The organism is Methylomonas sp. LW13 (assembly GCF_016865255.1).
Lineage (GTDB): Bacteria > Pseudomonadota > Gammaproteobacteria > Methylococcales > Methylomonadaceae > Methylomonas.
In genome coordinates this window covers 638471-657993 of sequence record NZ_CP033381.1, presented here as the reverse complement: position 1 = coordinate 657993, position 19523 = coordinate 638471, and the positions used below count along the sequence as shown (strand labels likewise).

Annotated in this window: 14 protein-coding genes; 8 read left to right on the top strand and 6 right to left on the bottom strand. The window is 49.2% G+C overall.

What is annotated here, in order from left to right:
- Window positions 1–2 precede the first annotated feature (2 nt).
- From JL719_RS02940 to qatD, 5 genes are all read left to right on the top strand, one after another.
- Window positions 3–1865 (top strand): SIR2 family NAD-dependent protein deacylase, encoded by a 1863-nt coding sequence (locus tag JL719_RS02940; protein ID WP_033155912.1) that lies wholly within the window; start codon window positions 3–5, stop codon window positions 1863–1865.
- Window positions 1823–3775 (top strand): KAP family P-loop NTPase fold protein, encoded by a 1953-nt coding sequence (locus tag JL719_RS02935; protein ID WP_201799010.1) that lies wholly within the window; start codon window positions 1823–1825, stop codon window positions 3773–3775. The genes JL719_RS02940 and JL719_RS02935 overlap by 43 nt, the downstream gene beginning before the upstream one ends.
- A 199-nt stretch (window positions 3776–3974) precedes the next feature.
- Window positions 3975–4577, top strand: a complete 603-nt coding sequence (gene qatB / locus JL719_RS02930) for a Qat anti-phage system-associated protein QatB (RefSeq protein WP_201799009.1) — start codon at window positions 3975–3977, stop codon at window positions 4575–4577.
- On the top strand, window positions 4574–5860 hold the full coding sequence (qatC, locus tag JL719_RS02925; RefSeq protein WP_033155910.1) for a Qat anti-phage system QueC-like protein QatC: 1287 nt from the start codon (window positions 4574–4576) through the stop codon (window positions 5858–5860). The genes qatB and qatC overlap by 4 nt, the downstream gene beginning before the upstream one ends.
- Window positions 5857–6618 carry a Qat anti-phage system TatD family nuclease QatD gene (gene qatD / locus JL719_RS24405; protein WP_033155909.1) on the top strand — a complete coding sequence of 254 codons (762 nt, stop codon included), beginning with the start codon at window positions 5857–5859 and terminating at the stop codon, window positions 6616–6618. Before qatC ends, qatD begins: the two co-directional genes overlap by 4 nt.
- A 97-nt stretch (window positions 6619–6715) precedes the next feature.
- On the opposite strand, the gene greB is transcribed toward qatD, so the two are convergent.
- From greB to mobI, 5 genes are all read right to left on the bottom strand, one after another.
- On the bottom strand, window positions 6716–7198 hold the full coding sequence (gene greB, locus JL719_RS02915; protein WP_033155908.1) for a transcription elongation factor GreB: 483 nt from the start codon (window positions 7196–7198) through the stop codon (window positions 6716–6718).
- Between the two features lie 4 nt (window positions 7199–7202).
- A complete protein-coding gene (gene gmtX / locus JL719_RS02910; RefSeq protein WP_033155907.1) occupies window positions 7203–7811 on the bottom strand; it encodes a gamma-mobile-trio protein GmtX in 609 nt (202 codons plus the stop codon).
- Window positions 7808–10549, bottom strand: coding sequence for a gamma-mobile-trio integrase GmtZ (gene gmtZ, locus JL719_RS02905; RefSeq protein ID WP_033155906.1), 2742 nt, complete (start codon window positions 10547–10549; stop codon window positions 7808–7810). Before gmtZ ends, gmtX begins: the two co-directional genes overlap by 4 nt.
- The gene (gene gmtY, locus JL719_RS02900) at window positions 10546–11862 is read right to left on the bottom strand and encodes a gamma-mobile-trio recombinase GmtY (RefSeq protein ID WP_033155905.1); all 1317 of its coding nucleotides are present in this window, start codon (window positions 11860–11862) and stop codon (window positions 10546–10548) included. Before gmtY ends, gmtZ begins: the two co-directional genes overlap by 4 nt.
- 125 nt (window positions 11863–11987) lie before the next feature.
- Complete coding sequence (mobI, locus tag JL719_RS02895; protein ID WP_033155904.1) at window positions 11988–12458, bottom strand: conjugative transfer protein MobI(A/C); 471 nt, start codon at window positions 12456–12458, stop codon at window positions 11988–11990.
- 504 nt (window positions 12459–12962) lie between these two features.
- Between mobI and traF the strand changes: the two genes are divergently transcribed.
- The 3 genes from traF to JL719_RS02880 all read left to right on the top strand — a co-directional run bounded on the left by traF (window position 12963) and on the right by JL719_RS02880 (window position 18692).
- On the top strand, window positions 12963–13979 hold the full coding sequence (gene traF, locus JL719_RS02890; RefSeq protein ID WP_033155903.1) for a conjugal transfer protein TraF: 1017 nt from the start codon (window positions 12963–12965) through the stop codon (window positions 13977–13979).
- Window positions 13976–15433, top strand: a complete 1458-nt coding sequence (locus JL719_RS02885) for a conjugal transfer protein TraH (RefSeq protein ID WP_051669783.1) — start codon at window positions 13976–13978, stop codon at window positions 15431–15433. Before traF ends, JL719_RS02885 begins: the two co-directional genes overlap by 4 nt.
- Window positions 15434–15494: 61 nt before the next feature.
- Window positions 15495–18692, top strand: a complete 3198-nt coding sequence (locus JL719_RS02880) for a conjugal transfer protein TraG N-terminal domain-containing protein (protein WP_033155902.1) — start codon at window positions 15495–15497, stop codon at window positions 18690–18692.
- A 3-nt stretch (window positions 18693–18695) separates the two neighbouring features.
- Here JL719_RS02880 and JL719_RS02875 read toward each other — a convergent pair whose 3' ends face one another.
- Window positions 18696–19415 carry a hypothetical protein gene (locus JL719_RS02875; protein WP_129871334.1) on the bottom strand — a complete coding sequence of 240 codons (720 nt, stop codon included), beginning with the start codon at window positions 19413–19415 and terminating at the stop codon, window positions 18696–18698.
- Between the last annotated feature and the right edge of the window lie 108 nt (window positions 19416–19523).

Genomic DNA, 19523 nt, shown 5'->3' with positions numbered 1-19523 from the left:
CCATGAGCTTGGCTAGTTCAACCTCATCCTGGTGCGAAAAGGATCAGCATCATTTTTTCGATCACTACGCCGACTTCAACACTTGGCTGGAGGACAGCGACGACGCGCAAAGCCTGCGCGATGATTTGGGTTTGGACAACCTGTCGCAACCGGCCAAAGCTCTGTTTGCCGGCGACAAAGCCCAGTACGACCAAGCTTTCGAACAATACAAAACCAACCGTCGACAAGAGCTGTTAAGCCGCGACACTCTGCAACCCTTGACCGGCGACGATCACTGGTTCGAGCGTAATGTCGAACATTTCGAACAATTGCTGCTGCAAATGGCCAAGGGCAACGTACTGCCCTTCGTCGGCGCCGGTGTATCGGTCGGCGGCCGCTTCCCGACTTGGCAAAACCATCTACGGCAGCAAGGCAAAACCGCCAACATTCCCGGCGAGCAAATAGAAGCACTGCTAACGGCCGGCGAATTCGAAACCATCATCGCCGACATCGAAGCCAAGCGCGGTCGCGACGTATTCGTTGCCGAAATCCGCGACGTGTTCGGTAAAAGCGGCACGGTCCCCGATGCGGTTTGGCGCTTGACCGAGTTGTTCAACGATACGGTTTTAACCACCAATTACGACCGACTACTGGAACAAGCCTTCGGCGCGGGCCGGGAAGATCGCTTACAAATCATCAACGCCTTGCTGCGTAGCGAACAACCGGACGCCAAGCGCACCACTATCGTCAAGTTGCACGGCGACATCACCAAGCCCGGCAAATGTATCCTCAGTAAAAATCAATACGACGACGCCTACGGCGCCGATGCGCTGGATTTGTCTCGGCCGATTCCGAGTTTACTGAGCCAGTATTATCAAACGACCAGTCTGCTGTTCCTGGGTTGCAGTTTGAACAACGACCGCACCGTGCAAGTGTTCCGCGCCGTGCGCCAACAAGCGGGCGACGCCGAATTTCCGCAGCATTTTTCCTTCGAGCAAGCCTGCGACAACCCGGAAGCCATGGCCGAACGCAACGCCATGTTGGAGAATCTGGGCATCACCGCGATATGGTTCGAAAAAGACCGCTTCGATTTGGTCGAAAAGCTGTTGGAACTGGCCCGAGACGAACTAAACCACCGCCGTAGCCAGGAACCCGATCAGCGTGGCGTTAAGTCGGTCGAAGAACCCGAACCTGAGATTGAAGACCTTGAGCTAAGTCATTTCTTACGTGATTTCGTGGATATTATGCCGCTGTTGTATTGGTTACACCGACGAGTTCCGCAAAGTGCTACCAGCCGTTACTTACATGCTATGCAGCGCGTGTTTCATGCTTATTCGCTATTCACAGAGCAAACCGACCCAAATTTGATACATGGCCTGGATTTCCTCCTGAGAGCGCTTTCGAACAATCCGCAATTTGACGGTTACACTCACGGCAAACTTGGTAGTGCATTTGCTTATTTTCAATCATACCTACAAAGCATCGAAGCTCGCAATTACGCTGATGAAAAGCTCGCTTGGGATTTTCGCGAATTATTGACCATACCATTGACTCAATTTGAAGAGGTCGTTAAGTCGCAGACAGTCAAATCTGAACTGGACATTCGCGCAGTTAGGTTGATCATTGCCTTACTCAATCACGGTCGTAGCCAACGTCATTCCCCAAAAAAGTACTGTGAATTACCCGCATCGGTGAACATGGAATTCAGCGATTATCTGGCTTTATCGCTATCAAGCAAATTTAATCTCGCCACCCCAGATCGCTTGGATGAAATGCTAACCGGAGACATTAACGATTTATGTAAAAACGCTTGGGATAATTTTAATAAGCCGCTGGAAACTGGATGGTTGAACAAACTGAAGTGGGTTTTATTACCAAAACTTTAAGAGACAAACGACAGGACGTTGCTAATAGTAAGGAGAGATGGAACATGTGGGCTGACAATGAAACAGAACGGGATTACTTGAACTTTGGTGGTGTCGCCGATACGGTTGCCGAGATTATTGTGCAAGCGAAAGGTCGCCCTATTTCAATCGGAATTTCAGGCGCCTGGGGTATCGGTAAATCGTCATTAATCAAGCTGACACAAGCCTCGTTGAGTAATCGACCAAGCCAAGAAAGCGACCGTGAATTCATCTTTGTCGAGTTCAATGCCTGGTTATATCAAGGCTACGACGACGCTCGCGCCGCGCTTATGGATGTTATCGCTAGTAAATTACAAGAAGAGGCAAAGAAACGTAAGACTGCAATCGACAAAGTGTCTGACATCATCAAACGCGTAAGCTGGTTACGTCTCGCAAAGCTTGTAGCGGGCGATGCAGCAGCTCTCGCGCTTGGGCTGCCCACAGGGGGATTGCTTGGTAGACTCATAAACTCCGGCAAAGGACTATTCGATGGTATCGAGCATGGAGAGTTACAAGAGGCAAAAGCTGTTGCGAAAGAGGTCAAAGATGCTTCAGGTGAACTTCTATCACCCAAGTCTGATAGTTCGCCGCCGAAGGAAATTCAGGCGCTCCGAGACAGTTTCGAGGAGGTTTTAGAAGAACTGGGCGTCACGCTGATCGTATTGATCGATGACCTTGATCGCTGCTTACCGCCGACTACTATTTCGACACTGGAAGCGATCCGGCTGTTCTTGTTCCTGAAGCACACAGCTTTCGTCATTGCGGCTGATAACGATATGATCAAACATGCAGTTCGCAAACATTTCGAGGGCGTCAATGACGATCTGCTCGTCACCAACTACTTCGATAAGTTGATCCAGGTTCCGATTCGGGTTCCTGCACTTGGTACGCAGGAGGTACGAGCTTACATAATGATGCTATTCGTCGAGAACAGTAATCTGTGTGATGATGACAAAGAAAAGGTCCGCGCCGGTATCTGTATGCAACTTCGCCAAACTTGGCAGGGTAAGCGAGTCGACCGTGCTTTTGTACAGACATTAATCAATAATTTTCCAGACGAATTGATAGGTAAGCTAGATACAGCCGATCGCCTAGCACCGCTAATGACTACTGCCACGGGAATATCAGGTAATCCCCGCCTTATAAAACGCTTCCTGAATGCGCTGTCGATCCGTATGACAATCTCCAAAGCACAGGGGGTTGGTGTGGATGAAGCAGTGCTAGCGAAATTGCTTCTATTCGAACGTCTCGCGAACCCAAAGGCCTATGCGGAACTGATCTCTGCCGCGAGTTCGAGCGAAGAAGGCAAGCCAGCTTTTCTAGCGGAGTGGGAATCAAAAGTCGCTGCCGGAGTAGAGCTCAAGCTCGATGCTCCTTGGGATGATGATTTCATATTGGGATGGCTTACACTCCCTCCGGCACTCGCTGACGTCGACTTGCGTGGGGCCCTTTACGTTAGTCGTGAGCATGCACCGCTAATCACGCCAGAGGATCGTTTGTCATCTGAGGCTGCAGATCTTCTTTCCGGACTACTTCAACATCCTGATATGGCCAAGGCCCTCAAGGAGCGACTGGCTAAGGTGTCACGGACAGAATCAACAGTGATGATGGACCGCCTTCTCGATCGGGCGCGCCAAGAGCAAGCATGGGGCGTTCCACCAATCTTTGAGGCTTGCCTTGTTCTGTCGGAGGCCGATCCAGTGCAGGGAACAAGACTGGCGGCCTTTCTTCGCGAGCGACCACCAGTGCAAATCGAGCCAAATATTGTGCCAAAAATTGGTGATCAACCATGGGCTGCCAGCGTATTCGATGCTTGGGAAAATGCCGCTGTCAGCACACCGGTAAAGAATGCTATCAAGAGACGGAGGGAAAATGGGAACATCCCAATCTAGTAAAGGTGCCGGAGCGGGTGTTCCCATGGTACCTTCGTGGGTAGATGATCCCCCGGCGGAAGCACCGACAGGCGATCAAGCACCGGTGGAGAACGGGGACTCACAAGTTGTGCCGCCATCACCAGTCGCGCCTGATCGGCGTTGGCTTGGAGTGAACCGTAGTCTCGGCGAATACGCTAGGACTGGTGACAGCAGAGCAATGAAACGTGGTCTTGGGCAATATGTACGTAACGGTTACGGTGGCAGTGCGACTGCTACCCAACGTATGGGCGGCACTGCGGCAACCGCGGGAACATTTAGTGGGGTATTGGCAGGGCTAGCTAGCGGTCAACCAGCACCTGATAGTTCGTTGGATCCCGCATTGTTGGCGGGCCGTTCGGCCGACGAAATTATGAATGCTGTGGTAGAAGCGGTTCGCCCCGTTGATGGGACGCAGGACGCAGAGGCTTCGCGCGCCGCGATTCGGGATTCTTTAACAGAACTGCTCACTCTCTTTCCAGATGCTGACCTTTTAAATTTAACATCAGATCAGCGCGATCTCGCTATCGAACGCTACACTGCACATGATGTGTTTCGCCGTTTCGACCTCGATGTAGGCCAGACCATCCGCGATAAGGCTCCGAACGCGGTTGTTGCACTATCGAGGCTCAAACAAGCGAGAGACTATGTCAAAGAGACAGTGGCAGCAGCATTTCGAAAGGTGCGAGATGCTGGACGAAAGTTGACGGCGGGACGGATAAGTGAAGTTGTGCGAACCGCATTACGTGAGACTTTCGAAGTTTTTGAGGGATACGCAGAATGAAATTAGCTTGCGCACTTGAAGACTTCGAGTTCCCCGAAGATGGGACATTAAACGTCGTTCTTTATGGACAACCGGGAGCCATAGAGCCAGGACGCTCCGCACGGGCGAGTGCAGGTCAAGCGGCAAAATCCGCTTTTTTGAAAGCCGGATACGAGGCCGCCCCCCGCGCATGGGATTTCCTATCTGTTGCATTGTCGATCATTACTGCCGATCTTGCTGGTCAGCGGTCAGCAAGCGCCGATAACTGGACCCGTGAATTTGATTTGTCGATCGCCGTTGCCGATCCCGAATTTTGGCGAACTCAGACCGACGCGTTGGAGGCAGCGCTGAAATTTCTGACAACCGATCGCTGGCGGTTGCGCTTTGAAGACGGAGGATTTCTGCCGCCACCTCCTCGCGACCCGTTGCGCCCACCTGAGGATTGTGTCGCTTTGTTGTCAGGTGGGCTTGACAGTTTAATCGGCGCAATAGACCTCGCAAAAGAAGGCCGGAAGGTGCTCGCGGTCAGCAACATCGTACGGGGTGACGGCGACAACCAAGATCTATTCGCTGCTTCAATCGGCGGAGGACTCCGACATGTCGCGCTTAACCACAATGCCACTCCACCTTGGGAAAAAGAACCATCCCAACGTGCACGCTCATTAATCTTTATCGCATTCGGTGTGCTCGCCGCTACGGCATTGAAGAGATACCATGACGGTGGCGAAGTTCCCCTCTACGTTTGCGAGAACGGTTTTATTGCGATTAATCCATCCTTGACTGGGGGACGTATTGGTAGTCTAAGTACCCGAACGGCTCATCCGGAGTTTCTGAACAGGATACGAGAAATTCTTTTCTCAGCAGCCTTACGTGTTCGGATAGTAAACCCCTACGAATACAAGACAAAAGGGGAAATGTTGAAGGAGTGCCGAGACCAAGCCTTACTTAAGAACCTCGCAGCTCAATCCGTTAGCTGCGGTCGGTATCGAGTATTTAATTACAAGCACTGTGGTCGCTGTGTACCATGCCAAGTAAGACGCGCAGCATTTCTTGCTTGGGGAGAACTGGACACAACATTCTATAAATATGCATTGCTCGGCAAGAATGATGCGGAACATAGGAATTTCGACGATGTGCGCTCTGTCGCGATGGCAATTGCTGAGGTTGGTGCTGATGGGTTGAATACTTGGCTGGGGGCAGCACTATCCTATCCAAGAATTGGGGACATTGCACCTATTCGTGAACTTATTGATCGTGGCTTGAAAGAGTTAGCTGCGCTTCACCGATTCAATAATGTCAGATGATCGACTTTCACTGTCATCTCGACCTTTATCCTGATCCTTATTCAGTTGCGAAAGAGTGTATAGACCGTGGACTATACGTCCTGTCGGTAACAACTACACCCTCTGCCTGGACAGGAACTCTTAGCCTTGCGACCGGGGCCCCTCGAATACGTACCGCTCTTGGCTTGCATCCCCAGCTCGCACATAAAAGAAAACAGGAACTACCGTTGTTTGAGCAGCTCATCGAACAAACACGATACGTCGGCGAAATCGGGCTAGATGGTACTCCTGAATTCAAACGATACTGGGAAGACCAGATGTTAGTGTTCACTCGAGCGCTGGATATATGCTGTTCCGCTGGTGGACGCGTGCTTTCAATCCACAGCCGTCGAGCAGCTACAGCAGTTCTGGATGAGATCGAAAAACGGTCACCGATTGGTACGCCCATCCTTCACTGGTTCTCCGGCAATAAGTCTGAGCTAGATAGGGCTTCTGCGCTTGGGTGTTGGTTTAGCGTCGGTCCAGGGATGCTCAGAGGATCCAAAGGTCAAGATCTTGTTAGACGCATGCCACGGGATCGAATTCTTACGGAGTCAGATGGCCCATTCGTTCAAGTAGATGGTCGATCTGCTTGGCCATGGGAAGCGGCTAACGTTATTTCCCAACTAGGTAACATTTGGGACCAAAGTGTGTCTGATGTTGAACAACAGCTTGCGTTAAATCTCAGATCCTTAGGGCAATTAGCTCATTCAGATTTAACACAAACATCTTATATTTGAAGATATGTAATGCATTTCGGTAATTGTTTGAATGCAATTTTCACTAGTACCAAAAGCTGTTGTCTGCAATGGTGGAAATGCACCTTGCAGGTCAAAATTATCTAATCGGTCTGTCATACCAAACTTTGCTAACGTACCAGGTCTTCACACTAAGCGGTGTTTTGACTACCACTTCGTCATCGACCTCTTTTTTTAAACAGGCACGAGCGACCGGGGCATCAACCGAGACATAGTCGTTTCTTCCGTATATTTCGTCCGGGCCAACAATTCTGAACTTTAGGGTCAATTCTTCATCGTCCACCAACTCAACCCAAGCGCCGAAAAAAATTTTTCCTTCCTGACAGGGGTCATAATCCACCACTCGAATTTCTTCGAGGCGCTTTGTTAAATATCGAATGCGGCGATCAATCTCTCGAAGCCGTTGTTTGTTATATTTATAGTCCGCGTTCTCCGAGCGATCGCCGAGACTGGCGGCCCAGGTAACTTTTTCGGTGGTTTCAGGACGTTCCTTCCGCCATAGGAAATCCAGTTCTTTTTGAAGATTTTCGTAACCTTCACGCGTAACAAGATTAGTTTTCATCGGTTCACAGGTGATTAAGTGCTTTTTTGACGGCGTCTACCGTTGCTGCTTTCAGCACTACTTTGTTATTAGAATCAACCAGCTCCCCGTAAACGGTCTCGGAAAAATTCCATTTTTGCTGGAATTCTTTGGAGATAATGTATTCGAGCGCCCTTCGTTCCTGCGAAGTTAGTTTAGCCTCAGAGTCATCAAGCGATCCTCTATGGTCGTATACGTCAATTCGAGTTCCTGGTGGAACAAATTCGCGAATTTTAGATTGAGCAGCGGAGAGTTCTGCAGCTTGGATTCGGGCAAGCAGTTTGTGCTTGGGATTGGATATTTCTTCTATCCAGTCCTCTTTTGATTGTACCTGTGGCTTTTCGTTGGCCCCGGCTACATTGGCGTCGGCAAAGCATTTGATCAGTGCTCGATAACACTCCCCCGTCTTATTTCGAAGACTTTGTGCTCTCGGCACCCCTCGCTTGTAACCCAGTTTAGCAATGGTAGCGATCGAAAAATCGTTTATGCCTCTTTCCTTTTGCTCGATACAGATTTCAAAAATAGCTTCCAATGTGGCCACTGCTCTTGGTGTCGCGTCTTGTTTGAGTTTCTCTAACATCTCACTGGGCGTCATGACGAAACTCGGGTTGAAATTTGTATTTGCGACATAGTGATGAGTTCAATTTCTGACCGTTCTATTTTCTCCTGGCCTAGCAGATCATCAATCCTTATTTCGCAGTTGACAAGTTCATCTACCCGGCTCCAAGACTTCAATCGGGCTTTGAAAAGGGCTACAAGTTGGTTACCAACTTCAAGCTGTTCATCTTTGCTGAGTGTGAATAACCGTGGTGAAATGTCATTGAAGAGTGCCATCCTGTCCAATAATTGCGATCTTGGAGCAATGGCGCTTGCTGGATTTGCAGACTCATAGATTGTGGCATTTTCACACACCTCATGAAGCTGCTGAAAATGGGACACTTCTGCAATTTCAATTCGCATCTCGGATTCGGGCATTTTCAGAAGAGAAAGCGATTTTGATTCTTCAGTCTTTGACTCGTTGACAATGGATTGTGACAGCTTAACTAACTGATAAGCGGCTTGCAAATCGCACAACAGCATATCCATCTTTTTCGCCGCGCTTTCGTATTCGGACTCTAGTTTTCTCTGCCGTACTTCTAGTTGATCTCGCCTAGTGGCATCGAAATCCAGCTTTTTTAGATTCGAAACGTATTCTTGTCTCTCCAGTTCCTCAATGGCTTCAGTCGTTTGATCGATTTTTTCCTGAAGCCGGCAACACACTTCAGCTTGCTCATTGGATTGGAGTAAGATTTCATTCGTCAGAGAAAGTAGACCACCAAGAAACGCTGGCCCCGTAATGAAATGGCGGCATCGCAGACAATTCTGCATGCCAAGATAACCAGAAGGAGTAGGCGCATTGACCTGGGTGCCTCCAATCACTTCTCCGCCGTCTTCACAACGTGAGGCAGCAAATGGGCAAATACCATAGTCCCGAAATATGAAGTTTCCAGCAGGAACTTCGTTGGTTAGCGACGCAAGTAAGTCTTCATTTTTTGCGATCAACTGATTTTTGACTGATTCCAGTTTGTTTTGCTCAATCAGGCGTTGTGTGGCTTGAGCTTTTGATTGTAAAGCCCTTTTCTCCCCTTCTTCCAGGCGCTGACGGATATCCTGTTGCGATACCTTGCAATAGTAAATTGACATGACGATAGACGAATGTCCGACGACCTTCATAACGATTTCAATGGGCATCCCCATTTCCATAACGTAAGCCGTAATCAGGCTGACGCGCATCGAATGCGGGGTATATTTTGATCGATAATTTGAGAGGTAATAGTTACTACCGTTTAATTCCGATAGTTGCAAATTAGATGGCTGAATATGGTGAAGCGCGGCTGCAAGGCGATTGGTCAACGCTGATCCGACGTTTTTTGGCTCACAATCAGCGAACGCTCTGAACAAAAAGCAATTTACGCCTTTGGCTTTCAATTGGAGTTCGTTGAGGTGAGTTCTCTTGCAAACACTCCAGGGTGTTGGTTTGTCAATGGCATTGTATTTTTGTTGCCATTTTCTAAGCTTTACCAGCCAATAGGCTAAATCTTCCGGTATCCAAGGTATCGAATAACCTAAACCATGGTTATTGGTCTTGTTTGTGGTTACAAACATTCCCAAATTCCCATCCGCGAGTTTTTTAACAAAAGATTGGCTTTTCGTGGTGCCTGCTAATGATCCGGTGTTTTTAACCCAGAGGATGGCGCCCTTTTCATCGATGTCGGCGATTTCAAGATCACCTTCGCCAGAATCGTTGTACGCAATTTGTCTTCCCCTAAGCGGAACCTTGGTAAGGGCATAAGTATGTATCCAGTCAATCGGCGACCAAATAAAATACTGATTACCTTGCTTTCGTACCACGCAATCAGGATCGCTATAATCAATCTGCTTTTGCGAGATCTTGATCCAGTCGGTGTCGAACTGATGCAGATGAGTTAGATCTTTGAAATCTCTGGCTTTATCAGGAACGATCCACGACTGAGCTTTGCGCACGAAGTGATACTGCAAACAAGGCTTGGTCGATTCACTTCTGACGGGGTTAGAGATGCTTTGGTCAGTTGACAATAGTGAAAACGGATTTCGAGCCTCCATAACTCTGACAATTTCGCCAGTCTCATCATCTTCAAGCGTTAAATCATTTTCGATAATGTAATCGAGAAACTCATTGACGGCCAAAATGATATTTCTACGCATGTTATCTGTGGGAAGCTTTTCTAACTCATCGCGAAAAGGCTTGATGACCACTTTCTTTTTTGTCAGTAACTCCAGGGGCGTAGCGCTTTTATCGTGTTTCTCGATGAATATTCTGACAAAGCGACATAGGAGAGTAATTTTGGTACCTCCTCCCAGGGCTTGTTTCATGAACTCATCAATCTTTTCCGCCCATACTTTATATTTAGCAGGTATAAATTGTGGCTTGAATGGCTCCTCTTTTCCTAGAAATCGATACCAGTTTTCCCACTCTTGACTGTAAACACCTTCGGGGCCGATAGGAAAATTTGGATTATTGGAGTTTTTAACAAATTTTTTGTAGTCGTCCTGAGACTTAAGGCCCAGCGGTTTTATTGTTTTCTTGAGTTCTTTGTAACTAAGAAACTCAGGAATATCAAACAAATCACAATAACTAACCCATTCGTCGGCATAAACCCGTTCAGGGTGCGCGACTAAACCTGGGATGTCGCGATATCTCTTTCGGTATTCAACTGAATTGTTTATCCCGAGCCGCTTGCAGAGAAGCTTTAATTCAGCCAGTGTTGCGGGCCTTTCAAAAACATCAGGTAATTTATTGACACTGATATTCACTTTTCAATACTCTTCATTTTATTTCGTATATCATCACTTGTTGGTTGAATATAAACCAGACAAGAAAGAGGGCTTTTATGATGCATGGCCTTTTGAATTTCTATTTGATTAAGCCCACTTTTTCTTGCACGATAACCATAGGCGTGACGATGCCCGTGTTCGGTTGTCCCAAGCTCTTTCTTTGACTTTAATCCAATACTTTCAACAGCCCGACGGTGTTTACGTTGATAATTTTTTAAGGTTTCTGGTTCGCCTATTGAATTTGTAAACGCAAATGGGTGCGACAACTTTGGCTCAACCCGTTGGTATTTCAGATAGTTTATCCAAGCAATAAGAAAATCTTTCGCTTTTTCCGGTGGGTTAAAGATGACATCGAAAAATCCCGATTTACTTGTCAGTAGTGGATTCTTCCAACCAGCATAACGCCTTTCGCTCAGTCGATAGGTATTTCTTGGCTTTACTGATGAAGTTGCTTGCAAGTAATCCATTCTATTTTTAAATTTAGGATCAGGGGCTGCTCCATATTGAGGATGATATATTCTGACGAGAGCCTCGTCATGATGGTTTGGATGAAGCGTTATATCAGATATATAAAGATGAAAAACTTCGCTTTTTCTAAGACCACCATAGTTTAATAAAATAGTAATGGCTTGTGATCTAAAATCTTGTTTTCCATTCACTTTAAAGCCATTTTCTAGCAGATTATCCAGGTGCTCTTCGGGAAATGTGGCTGTTTTTTCTTGTTTAACATGCGGAACCAGCATGGGAGCCACAAGCCTTGTTTGTTTTGCATTAACATATGCTTCGCTCTTTTTGCTGAGATGGTTTAAGAATACATTAGCTTGCTTCTGATAGTAGGCGCACCAATAAAGACGTTCTTCCCAATTAGTTGATTCGCGGAATGGGTTTATTCCGTTTTCGGAATATCCATCCTGTAATGCCAGGAAGTCTGTGTAATGGGTAATATGGAAGAGAATGGTATTGGCGTCAGGTAATTCCCGCAGGCGCCAGTAGAGGTTTAATGGATCAGTTAATAACTCATAGTCAATTGTTCCTGTAACCAACGCTCGGGTAAAGTTTTTAAGCAACTGACTCGCTTTATTGATTTTTGGAACAGCGTTGATGTAATCGATCAATAAACGCAGGGAAAATACAGATCTTTCCTTCCAGGATTCGCTTTTCTCGTGATACCAAGCCAAGTAACGTAAATGCGAAATCACCAGCCCTTTGTCGGTGTAGATTGCAGGCAATCGATATCGATGACCACTTTCCACATCGTTGTAGTTGACACTGATCTTATGTGTATAGGCCATATACTATTTATTATTTGACATGGGGTTCTTTCTGAAGTATGGATCTGTAAAGCAAAAATTTTGATTAGAATAGTACATCGTGCCATGGGGTTATATATAAGGGGCTACGCCCCTGTGGATAACTTTCAGTCCAGAGCGTCGCGTAAACTTTGCCGACAGCGATGAAATGCATCGCGGAACTTGCCCAATAAATCGATTTGTTTGCGCAGATCGACAAACTCGTTTTCAAATTCCTCCACTAGCGAGACTTCCCAATCCGGTTCTTTTTTCAGAATGTGCTGCAAGGGATAGCGATAGCCTTTGCCTTTTTTGATGTGCTGGGTGACCGGTTTGGTTTTGCCGTCGATCGATAGCGAGGCGATCAGAAACCACTCGATGGTGAACGAATAAGCGCTTTCCCGCCGACGAATGCGCACCCCCATTCTGCCGCGTAGCGATGCAGGATGCTTTTTGCGTTCCAGATTAACGCGTCGCCAATAATCATCGACCAGCATGCGGGCTTGGCTATGCAAACTCTCAACTTGGGCTTCCAGCCACTCAATCACGCGTTCATCGGCTAATGCCGATTCATCGTGCTCTGCATTTAACGAATTCATGTAAAAAACCTATCCTTAACCACAGGTTTTTCGCGGCAAAAAACCTAGTGAGCTTGATGATGACTATTCAATGCCTCCGGCACCGTCAAAAATCGAGGGTACGACCTAATACCAACACGCCGCGCCTTAACCCATGAAGGCCATGGGCTTGCCGGTTCGTGATTACACGACATTTTCGGTGGTGTTTACCTATACAGGCTTTTGGACAACAATCCTGAATAGGATTTTCCGTGTTTAGTCATGGCCAGGGCCTAACCCTTAAAGCCCGATTGCGCATGGCGTTCAGCCTTCCAGGCGTTGTTAGGTTTTTGCGGCACATTTCGGAACTCCGAGCCGGATTTTAGGGATTCGGGCCCGAGGCATGGTTGCGAAAGGAGGATAATTTCGGCGGTTTCGTCGATACCGACCACACAGGGGTACTTTTTTCGACCGCTTTGTCGAAATCGCCAAAATTATCGCGATTTCGATGACGACCAGGTCTTGGGTGTCGTAGACAATTGAGCTATGAACCCAAATCATGCGCTGCATCCCTTTTTGCTCGTACTGCTACTGCCGACATCGGCGGTTTGTGGGGATGCGTCTGTCGACAGGCCGGCTGCATCGTATTTCGAAGACAAACAGCGCGGCTGGTTTTGGTATGAGGTGTTGCCGGAGCCGGTCAAAAACATCCAAGCCGATAGTCAAGCCGATCAGGAAAAACCCAAGCCTGACAGTAAACAGCCCAGCGTCGTTCAGGCTGAAATTGAACCAAAAACCCAAGCCCAGCCCTCTGCAGAACCCCAACCCCTGTCCTCGGCCTGGTTGAAGCAAAACCTGGAGCATTTCCTAAATCAGGCCATCGACGATCCCAGTCCCGAGAATGTGGCCGCGTTTTATTACCTGCAACGGGTGATGATGGATAAAGCCGAGCGCTTTACCAACGCCGCCCGTTACGTGGTGATGTCGGATCCGCAACTCGATGAGACGGTGCGCCGACCAGTGGCGACCTATGCGGCCAATGAAGCCAATCATCAGGCCGGTGTGGTAGCTGAACAAGCCTTGAAGGCGATTGCCGCCCAAGCCGGCATTTTGTTTTTCTTCCGGTCTGATTGTCCTTATTGCCATGTGCAGGCGCCGATTCTGGCAATGTTGGAAAATGCCTACGGCTTCAAAATCTATCCCGTGTCGTTGGATGGTTTACCGATGCCGAACGGCTTTTTCAGTCAGTTCAAACGTGATAACGGTCAGGCTGCAATGTTGGGCGTTGAACAAACCCCGGCACTGTTTCTGATGAAACCGCCCAAGCAAATCGTACCGTTGGCGCAAGGCGCGTTGTCGTTAGAAGAAGTTACCGGTCGGATTCTGCTGGCGGCCAAGGAAGCCGGTTGGATCGATGCCTCCCAATACCAAACCACTCAGGGCATCCGTAACACGCCGATGTTGTTACCGGCCGCCGGTAGCATCAGCCCTGCGGTCACTCAAGATCCACTATCGCTGATCCAGGCATTGCAACGCAGTGCGCATCTCGGGAGTACGCCATGATGTCGTTTTCATTTCGCTATCGTTACCCATATCGCCAGGTATTAGTATTGATTCTGTTGGTTGAGAGTGCCGTTCCTGCTTATGCCGACCTGCAACAGGAAATGGATAGCATGTTCGGCACCATGACCAATGTCACAGCCCCAACCGCGCATTTGGGGCAGCGCCGCGGCGTGATTACCGGCGGCAGCCTGGTGGCGCGCAACGGCATCACCAATACCAACCTGGTTTCCTTCGTGCCGCCGTCGTTCAGCGCCGGCTGCGGCGGTATCGACTTGTTTGCCGGTAGCTTCAGTTTCATCAACTTCAACCAGTTTGTGCAATTGATGCGTAATGTGGCTGGCAATGCCGCAGGGTATGCGTTTCAGTTGGCCGTGGGTGCCATGTGTCCCTGGTGTGCGTCGGTGATGACCGACCTGCAAAAGAAAATCCAGGAAATGAACCAGATGTTCAGCAACTCCTGCCGGTTAGCGCAAGGCTTGGTCAACGATACGGTCAAAGCCTTCGATCTGCAAAGCAAAACCAATCTGTCCAATGCCTCGTTTACCCAAGGCATATCGGATGTGTTTTCCAGCTGGACCAATACCAGTACCCTGGGCGATCCGGTACAGCAAATCAAGCAGAACGACCCGGCCGACATGACCAAGATCATTCAAGGCAATTTAGTCTGGCGGGCCTTGGTCAATCAAAATGCTGGTGGTTGGTTTCGGTTTGGCGGCAACAGTTTGCTGGAAGCGGCGATGAGTATTTCCGGTACAGTGATTGTCGATGCCCCGCAAGCCGCGCCCGACGGCAAAGGCGAAAACAATGCCATCAGCGCCCCACCGCCGGTGTTGCGGATCAAGGATTTGATGTACGGCAACGATGCCGGTAACAGTTATCAGACCGTCAGGATGTACACCTGTTCGGATGGTCACGAAGCCGATCAGTGTCTAAAACCCATTGTCCAAAATGTCAATCTGGTCGGCTTGAAGCAGCGGGTGATGGAGATCCTGTTGGGTTCGGCGAATTCCGGCAACGGCTTGATTTACAAATTCTCAACCAACAGCGGCCAGATCACCGACAGCGAAAAAGCCTTCATGCAAACCGTGCCGGATGCCATCGGCGGCATGATCCATAACTTGGCACGGGAAGATGCTGGCATTGCCAAACTGTGGGCCGAAGAAGCGGCACCGGTGATTGCCTTGGAATTGGCACAACTGATCGTCAACGATTTACTCAATGCCGTGCAGACCGCGGCGCACATGAACGACCATGCCTACGCCAAATTGCTGATGGATGCCTTGAAGGATGCCAGGGAGCAAATCCAGGACGAATACGTCACCATTGCCGGCCGCTACGGTAACCCACAAACCTTGATGGCGTTTTACCAGCAATTGATGACCACCGTGAAGCCGAAACACTATGGCACCGTGGCGCAATTGCCGGCGTCTGGGGTGGCTTGGCCAAGCCCTTAAACGCTCATTCCCTGTTCCCCAAGATGATTTTCTCCCTCGTTGTTTAAAAGGCAGGTCGCCCATGTTTGAAATCTTTTCCGTGGGCGACTCCGCCTATCTGCAAGCCGTCCTCAATGCCATCGCGATGATTTCCGGAACCGGCGATTACCGTACCGCGGCAGCCGTGGGTGGTTTGATCGGTGTCATCATCGTCATGCTTAGAGCCTTGTTGCAATGGGATGGTCGCGGCATTCGTTATCAGGATTTATTGTTGGCGTATGTGTTGTGGCTAATGCTGTATGCGCCGTCAGTGCGGGTGTCGATTGAGGATGCCTATACCGGCAGCGTGGTGGTGGTAGACAACGTACCATTGGGTCCGGCGGTGGTCGGTAGCGTGATGTCGAACATGGGCTATCGCACTACACGTCTGTTCGAACAGGGCTTTGGCACGCCATCCATGACCGGCAATGGCTTTGCCGACAGTTTGCAGACCTTGACGGCGGTACGGAAGAATTTGTTGTCGCGGGTTAATCTGGGCGCGGCCAACGTGCCGAATGCCGGCAGCGACATGGAGACCTCGTTTGCCAATTACGTGCGGGAATGCACCTTGACCGGTGTCGATCTAAACCAGAAATCGGTAGATGCCATCTTGCGCGATGTCGATCCGTTGAATGCGATCAGGTTTGATTCCGATATCTACATGACCCAAATCTTTGTCGGCGGTCAACCGCAAACCAAAACCTGTACCGATGCTTGGGCCGATTTGAGCGTGGTGGCCAATGGCAATTTTGCGACGGCGCTGGAAGGGTTGTTGCAACCCACTCTGGGCGTGCCGGCGGCAGCCGACACGGTGCCGAAAATCCAGGATGCCTTTGATGCGCTGGCAGGGCCCGGTGTGGTCGATGCCGCCGATTACATGCTGATGTCGGCCATCATGCCGATGTTCGAGAAAGGCGTCATTGGCCGGCATGAAGACGGCTTACATTGGAATAAGGCAGCGATGGTTGAACAAGCCATACAGCAACGCAATACCCAATGGGCAGCCGAGCAAACCCTGTTTGCCAAGATCGTCCGGCCGATGATGGCGTTTATCGAAGGTTTGAGTTATGCCATAGCACCGATTATGGCCTTCGTGGTGATGCTGGGTAATGTCGGCATCCGGATGAATATCGGCTACTTCTCAATGTTGCTGTGGATCCAATTGTGGATGCCGATTCTCGCAGTCATCAACCTATTCATCCAGATGTCGGCCGCCGGCAAAATGGCGGCATTGACCACGGCCACTTATAATCTGCCGTCGATGATGGGTATTTACCAGCTGGATATGGAATTGCAGCAATGGTTGTCGATCGGCGGCATGCTGGCGGCATCGACGCCGGCCATTACCTTGATGCTGATCTACCGTGGCGCGGTGACGGCCACCCATTTCCTGGGGCGGATGGATGGCGGCGATTACGTGAACGAAAAAATCGCCACGCCGGATGTGATCAGCCCGGCGCCGGTTTTGAATGCCCAGGCGCAACATCAATACAGTCCACTTTCAGCAGTTACCCAAACCGGTGTCGACAAAGTGCTGCCGACCTTTACCGCCGGCAAGGACATGAGTGCGGCGGTATCGTCGGCTTACAGCGCTTCGGAACAGGCGACCAGCAGCTTCATGCACAGTGTGTCGTCTACGGCATCGAAATCGGCCAGCATCACCAGCGATGCCTTTGACAGCCGGTCGCTGGGCAATCAAATCGCCAGCAGTTCCAGTTATACCGATGCCTATAACCGTCAGTTCGGTGAAGCCTTTGCCAAGAAACACGCTGATACCGGTATCTCCGCCGATCAGTTCTCGGCGTTGGTGGCCGGCAGTGCCAACGCTGGGGCCAAGCTCGGTAACGACCAACTCAGCGGCGCGATCTCCGGACGGTTACAAAACGACTTCAAAGTCAGTCAGGACAAGTCCGATGCCATTGCCGCCGACATCAGTCAAACCGTCAACGACAGTCAGGGCTATCAAGCCGGCTTGGCAAAAAGCCTGGCACTGGATGCGCAAACCGGCACCCGAAATGTGGCGTCGATGGGCTTGCAACATCAATCGTTGTCCTCGTTGCAACACAGCGCATCCGACGCAGTATCTGCTAGCGAATCCTATCAGCAAACCCTATCGGCTCAACAACGCTTTGGAACGCAAGCCAGTTTCGGCGCGACGGAAACGGGTTACAAAATCGCAAATGACAACACATTGATGGAGCGCCTGGATCAAACCCTGGATCGATATGGTCTGCGTGGCGATACGCAACGGCTGGCCTCGCAATGGAAAGCCGCCGGTTGGATTAGCGATGCCGATCAAGCCTATGCCGCCGCCGGCATGTCGTTATTGACCGGTTTTTCGTCACCCAGTTACCGCACGCTGGATGATCAACAATCGCACCAGGCGCACATCTCGGGTTACCAATTGTTGGGCGATGCTTTTAATGCGCCGCAGGCCGGTCAAACCTGGAATGCCAGCCGGAATGAATCGCTGAAAGCCAATGCGCCGGAAACTGGTAAGGTTCAAGCCTCCGTCGAACAGGCTCATCTCAAAGACCCACGCGCTGAAACCGAATCGCTAAATCAGCGCGCTCAGGCAAAGCTTGGTTCAGCGACGGGAAAAATTGCCGGCGGCGAAGCCCGTGTCGTAGCACAGCACGATCGTAACTTAGCTGAGCGTGAACAAAATTCAAGAGAAGGCTTTGGGCAATTGGCGAATGTCAAAGCGGAGCATTTTAGGCAATCGATTGCGGCGGCTGCCAATGAAACTCCTTCGGCCGCAGAGGCTTCTTACAATTATCTAGGGGGCAGTCTTTATAACTCCGCGAAAAATTTGGAAGCATTAGGATCGGTTAGTAACCGACATATCAAGGAGTTTGCAGAATTTGTTCAACAATCTCAAGCGCAAGGAATGGGAATTTGGGATTCAATAAAATACGCTTCAAACCAATCGTATTCTGGATTTAAGGAGGCTTCTCAAGTATGGGCAGATCAAAGAGTAATTGAAGTTGCAGATAAATTAACTCCGACTCAGCAAACTTATTATCGTGCCGCGATGTTTGAAGCCTTTGCGGGGATTGCTGTTGCCGGAGAGTATGGCGGCACACTTGGTATTGCTAAAAGCCAGTTGATAGATGAGGAAGGCAGTATCGATGGTAATGATATCGCCAAGCTACTTAAAAGCGCGGCTGGTCAAGGTCGTATGGACTTAATCGATCAAATTGGAAATTACAATCGGGCGCGTGGCCGCATAAACTATTAACTTTCAATGAGAGTGACTTCTCGCGACTGCAAAACCAGCCAGTATCCATCTTACTATCATAAGAAAAGAAGCCATTACAACGTAACGGGTTAAATCATCTCTAACATACAGAATCAGAATTGCGATCAAAGCTGTAGCCGACCAGTAATAGCGACTGTTGTGTGAAAACTGTTTCGCAATGAATTCGATCGTTTGATAAAAAAGTTCAGCAAGGCCGAATGCGCTGAAAATAATGCTACCAAATATCCCAAGGGCTTCCATCTCGCGAGGGATTATTTCCATCTTTGCAAGAAGCCAAATCAAACCAAAGCCAGCAGCAACCAAGGCTATTCGTTTAAAAGCATCGAACGAAACAATTTTCTTGGAAAACCGTTGAAAAAATTGCTGAAATCCGCCCGGAAACTTCGCAAAAGTTGCACCGCAAAACGGGCAGATTGATCGCAGTGGCTGACCATAATACGTCACGACCCTGGGTACCATGGATCGATTACATTCGAGACAATTGACCGTGGCATGATGACCAGAAAATAACGAATTTACGGAATCAGTTTGGTTCGGCTTAGTTGAAAGTCTTAAGCGACGTGAGTGTGATGAAAACGAGGGCATTGGTGATCTCCAACCTTGCTTAACGAGCTTATCGTACTGCGAATAGGCTGGAGCTGCCAAGTTAGCTTTAATCCAATTGAATTGATAGCCATTGACGTTGAAGTTCTGTGACTTCAAGAGGTCACCCACCATAACGCAGCCAAATAAAAACGAAACGGGATATTTTTAAACTGAATTGAACCCGAAACCGGTCGTTCGAATTTTCTAGTTTTTTAGGAACTGGCA

Coding starts and splice junctions, on each gene's coding strand:
- JL719_RS02885 (WP_051669783.1), top strand. CDS start 13,976: ATGATGTCGTTTTCATTTCGCTATCGTTACCCATATCGCCAGGTATTA.
- JL719_RS02940 (WP_033155912.1), top strand. CDS start 3: ATGAGCTTGGCTAGTTCAACCTCATCCTGGTGCGAAAAGGATCAGCAT.
- qatC (WP_033155910.1), top strand. CDS start 4,574: ATGAAATTAGCTTGCGCACTTGAAGACTTCGAGTTCCCCGAAGATGGG.
- greB (WP_033155908.1), bottom strand. CDS start 7,198: ATGAAAACTAATCTTGTTACGCGTGAAGGTTACGAAAATCTTCAAAAA.
- qatD (WP_033155909.1), top strand. CDS start 5,857: ATGATCGACTTTCACTGTCATCTCGACCTTTATCCTGATCCTTATTCA.
- JL719_RS02880 (WP_033155902.1), top strand. CDS start 15,495: ATGTTTGAAATCTTTTCCGTGGGCGACTCCGCCTATCTGCAAGCCGTC.
- qatB (WP_201799009.1), top strand. CDS start 3,975: ATGAAACGTGGTCTTGGGCAATATGTACGTAACGGTTACGGTGGCAGT.
- gmtY (WP_033155905.1), bottom strand. CDS start 11,862: ATGGCCTATACACATAAGATCAGTGTCAACTACAACGATGTGGAAAGT.
- mobI (WP_033155904.1), bottom strand. CDS start 12,458: ATGAATTCGTTAAATGCAGAGCACGATGAATCGGCATTAGCCGATGAA.
- gmtX (WP_033155907.1), bottom strand. CDS start 7,811: ATGACGCCCAGTGAGATGTTAGAGAAACTCAAACAAGACGCGACACCA.
- JL719_RS02935 (WP_201799010.1), top strand. CDS start 1,823: ATGGTTGAACAAACTGAAGTGGGTTTTATTACCAAAACTTTAAGAGAC.
- traF (WP_033155903.1), top strand. CDS start 12,963: ATGAACCCAAATCATGCGCTGCATCCCTTTTTGCTCGTACTGCTACTG.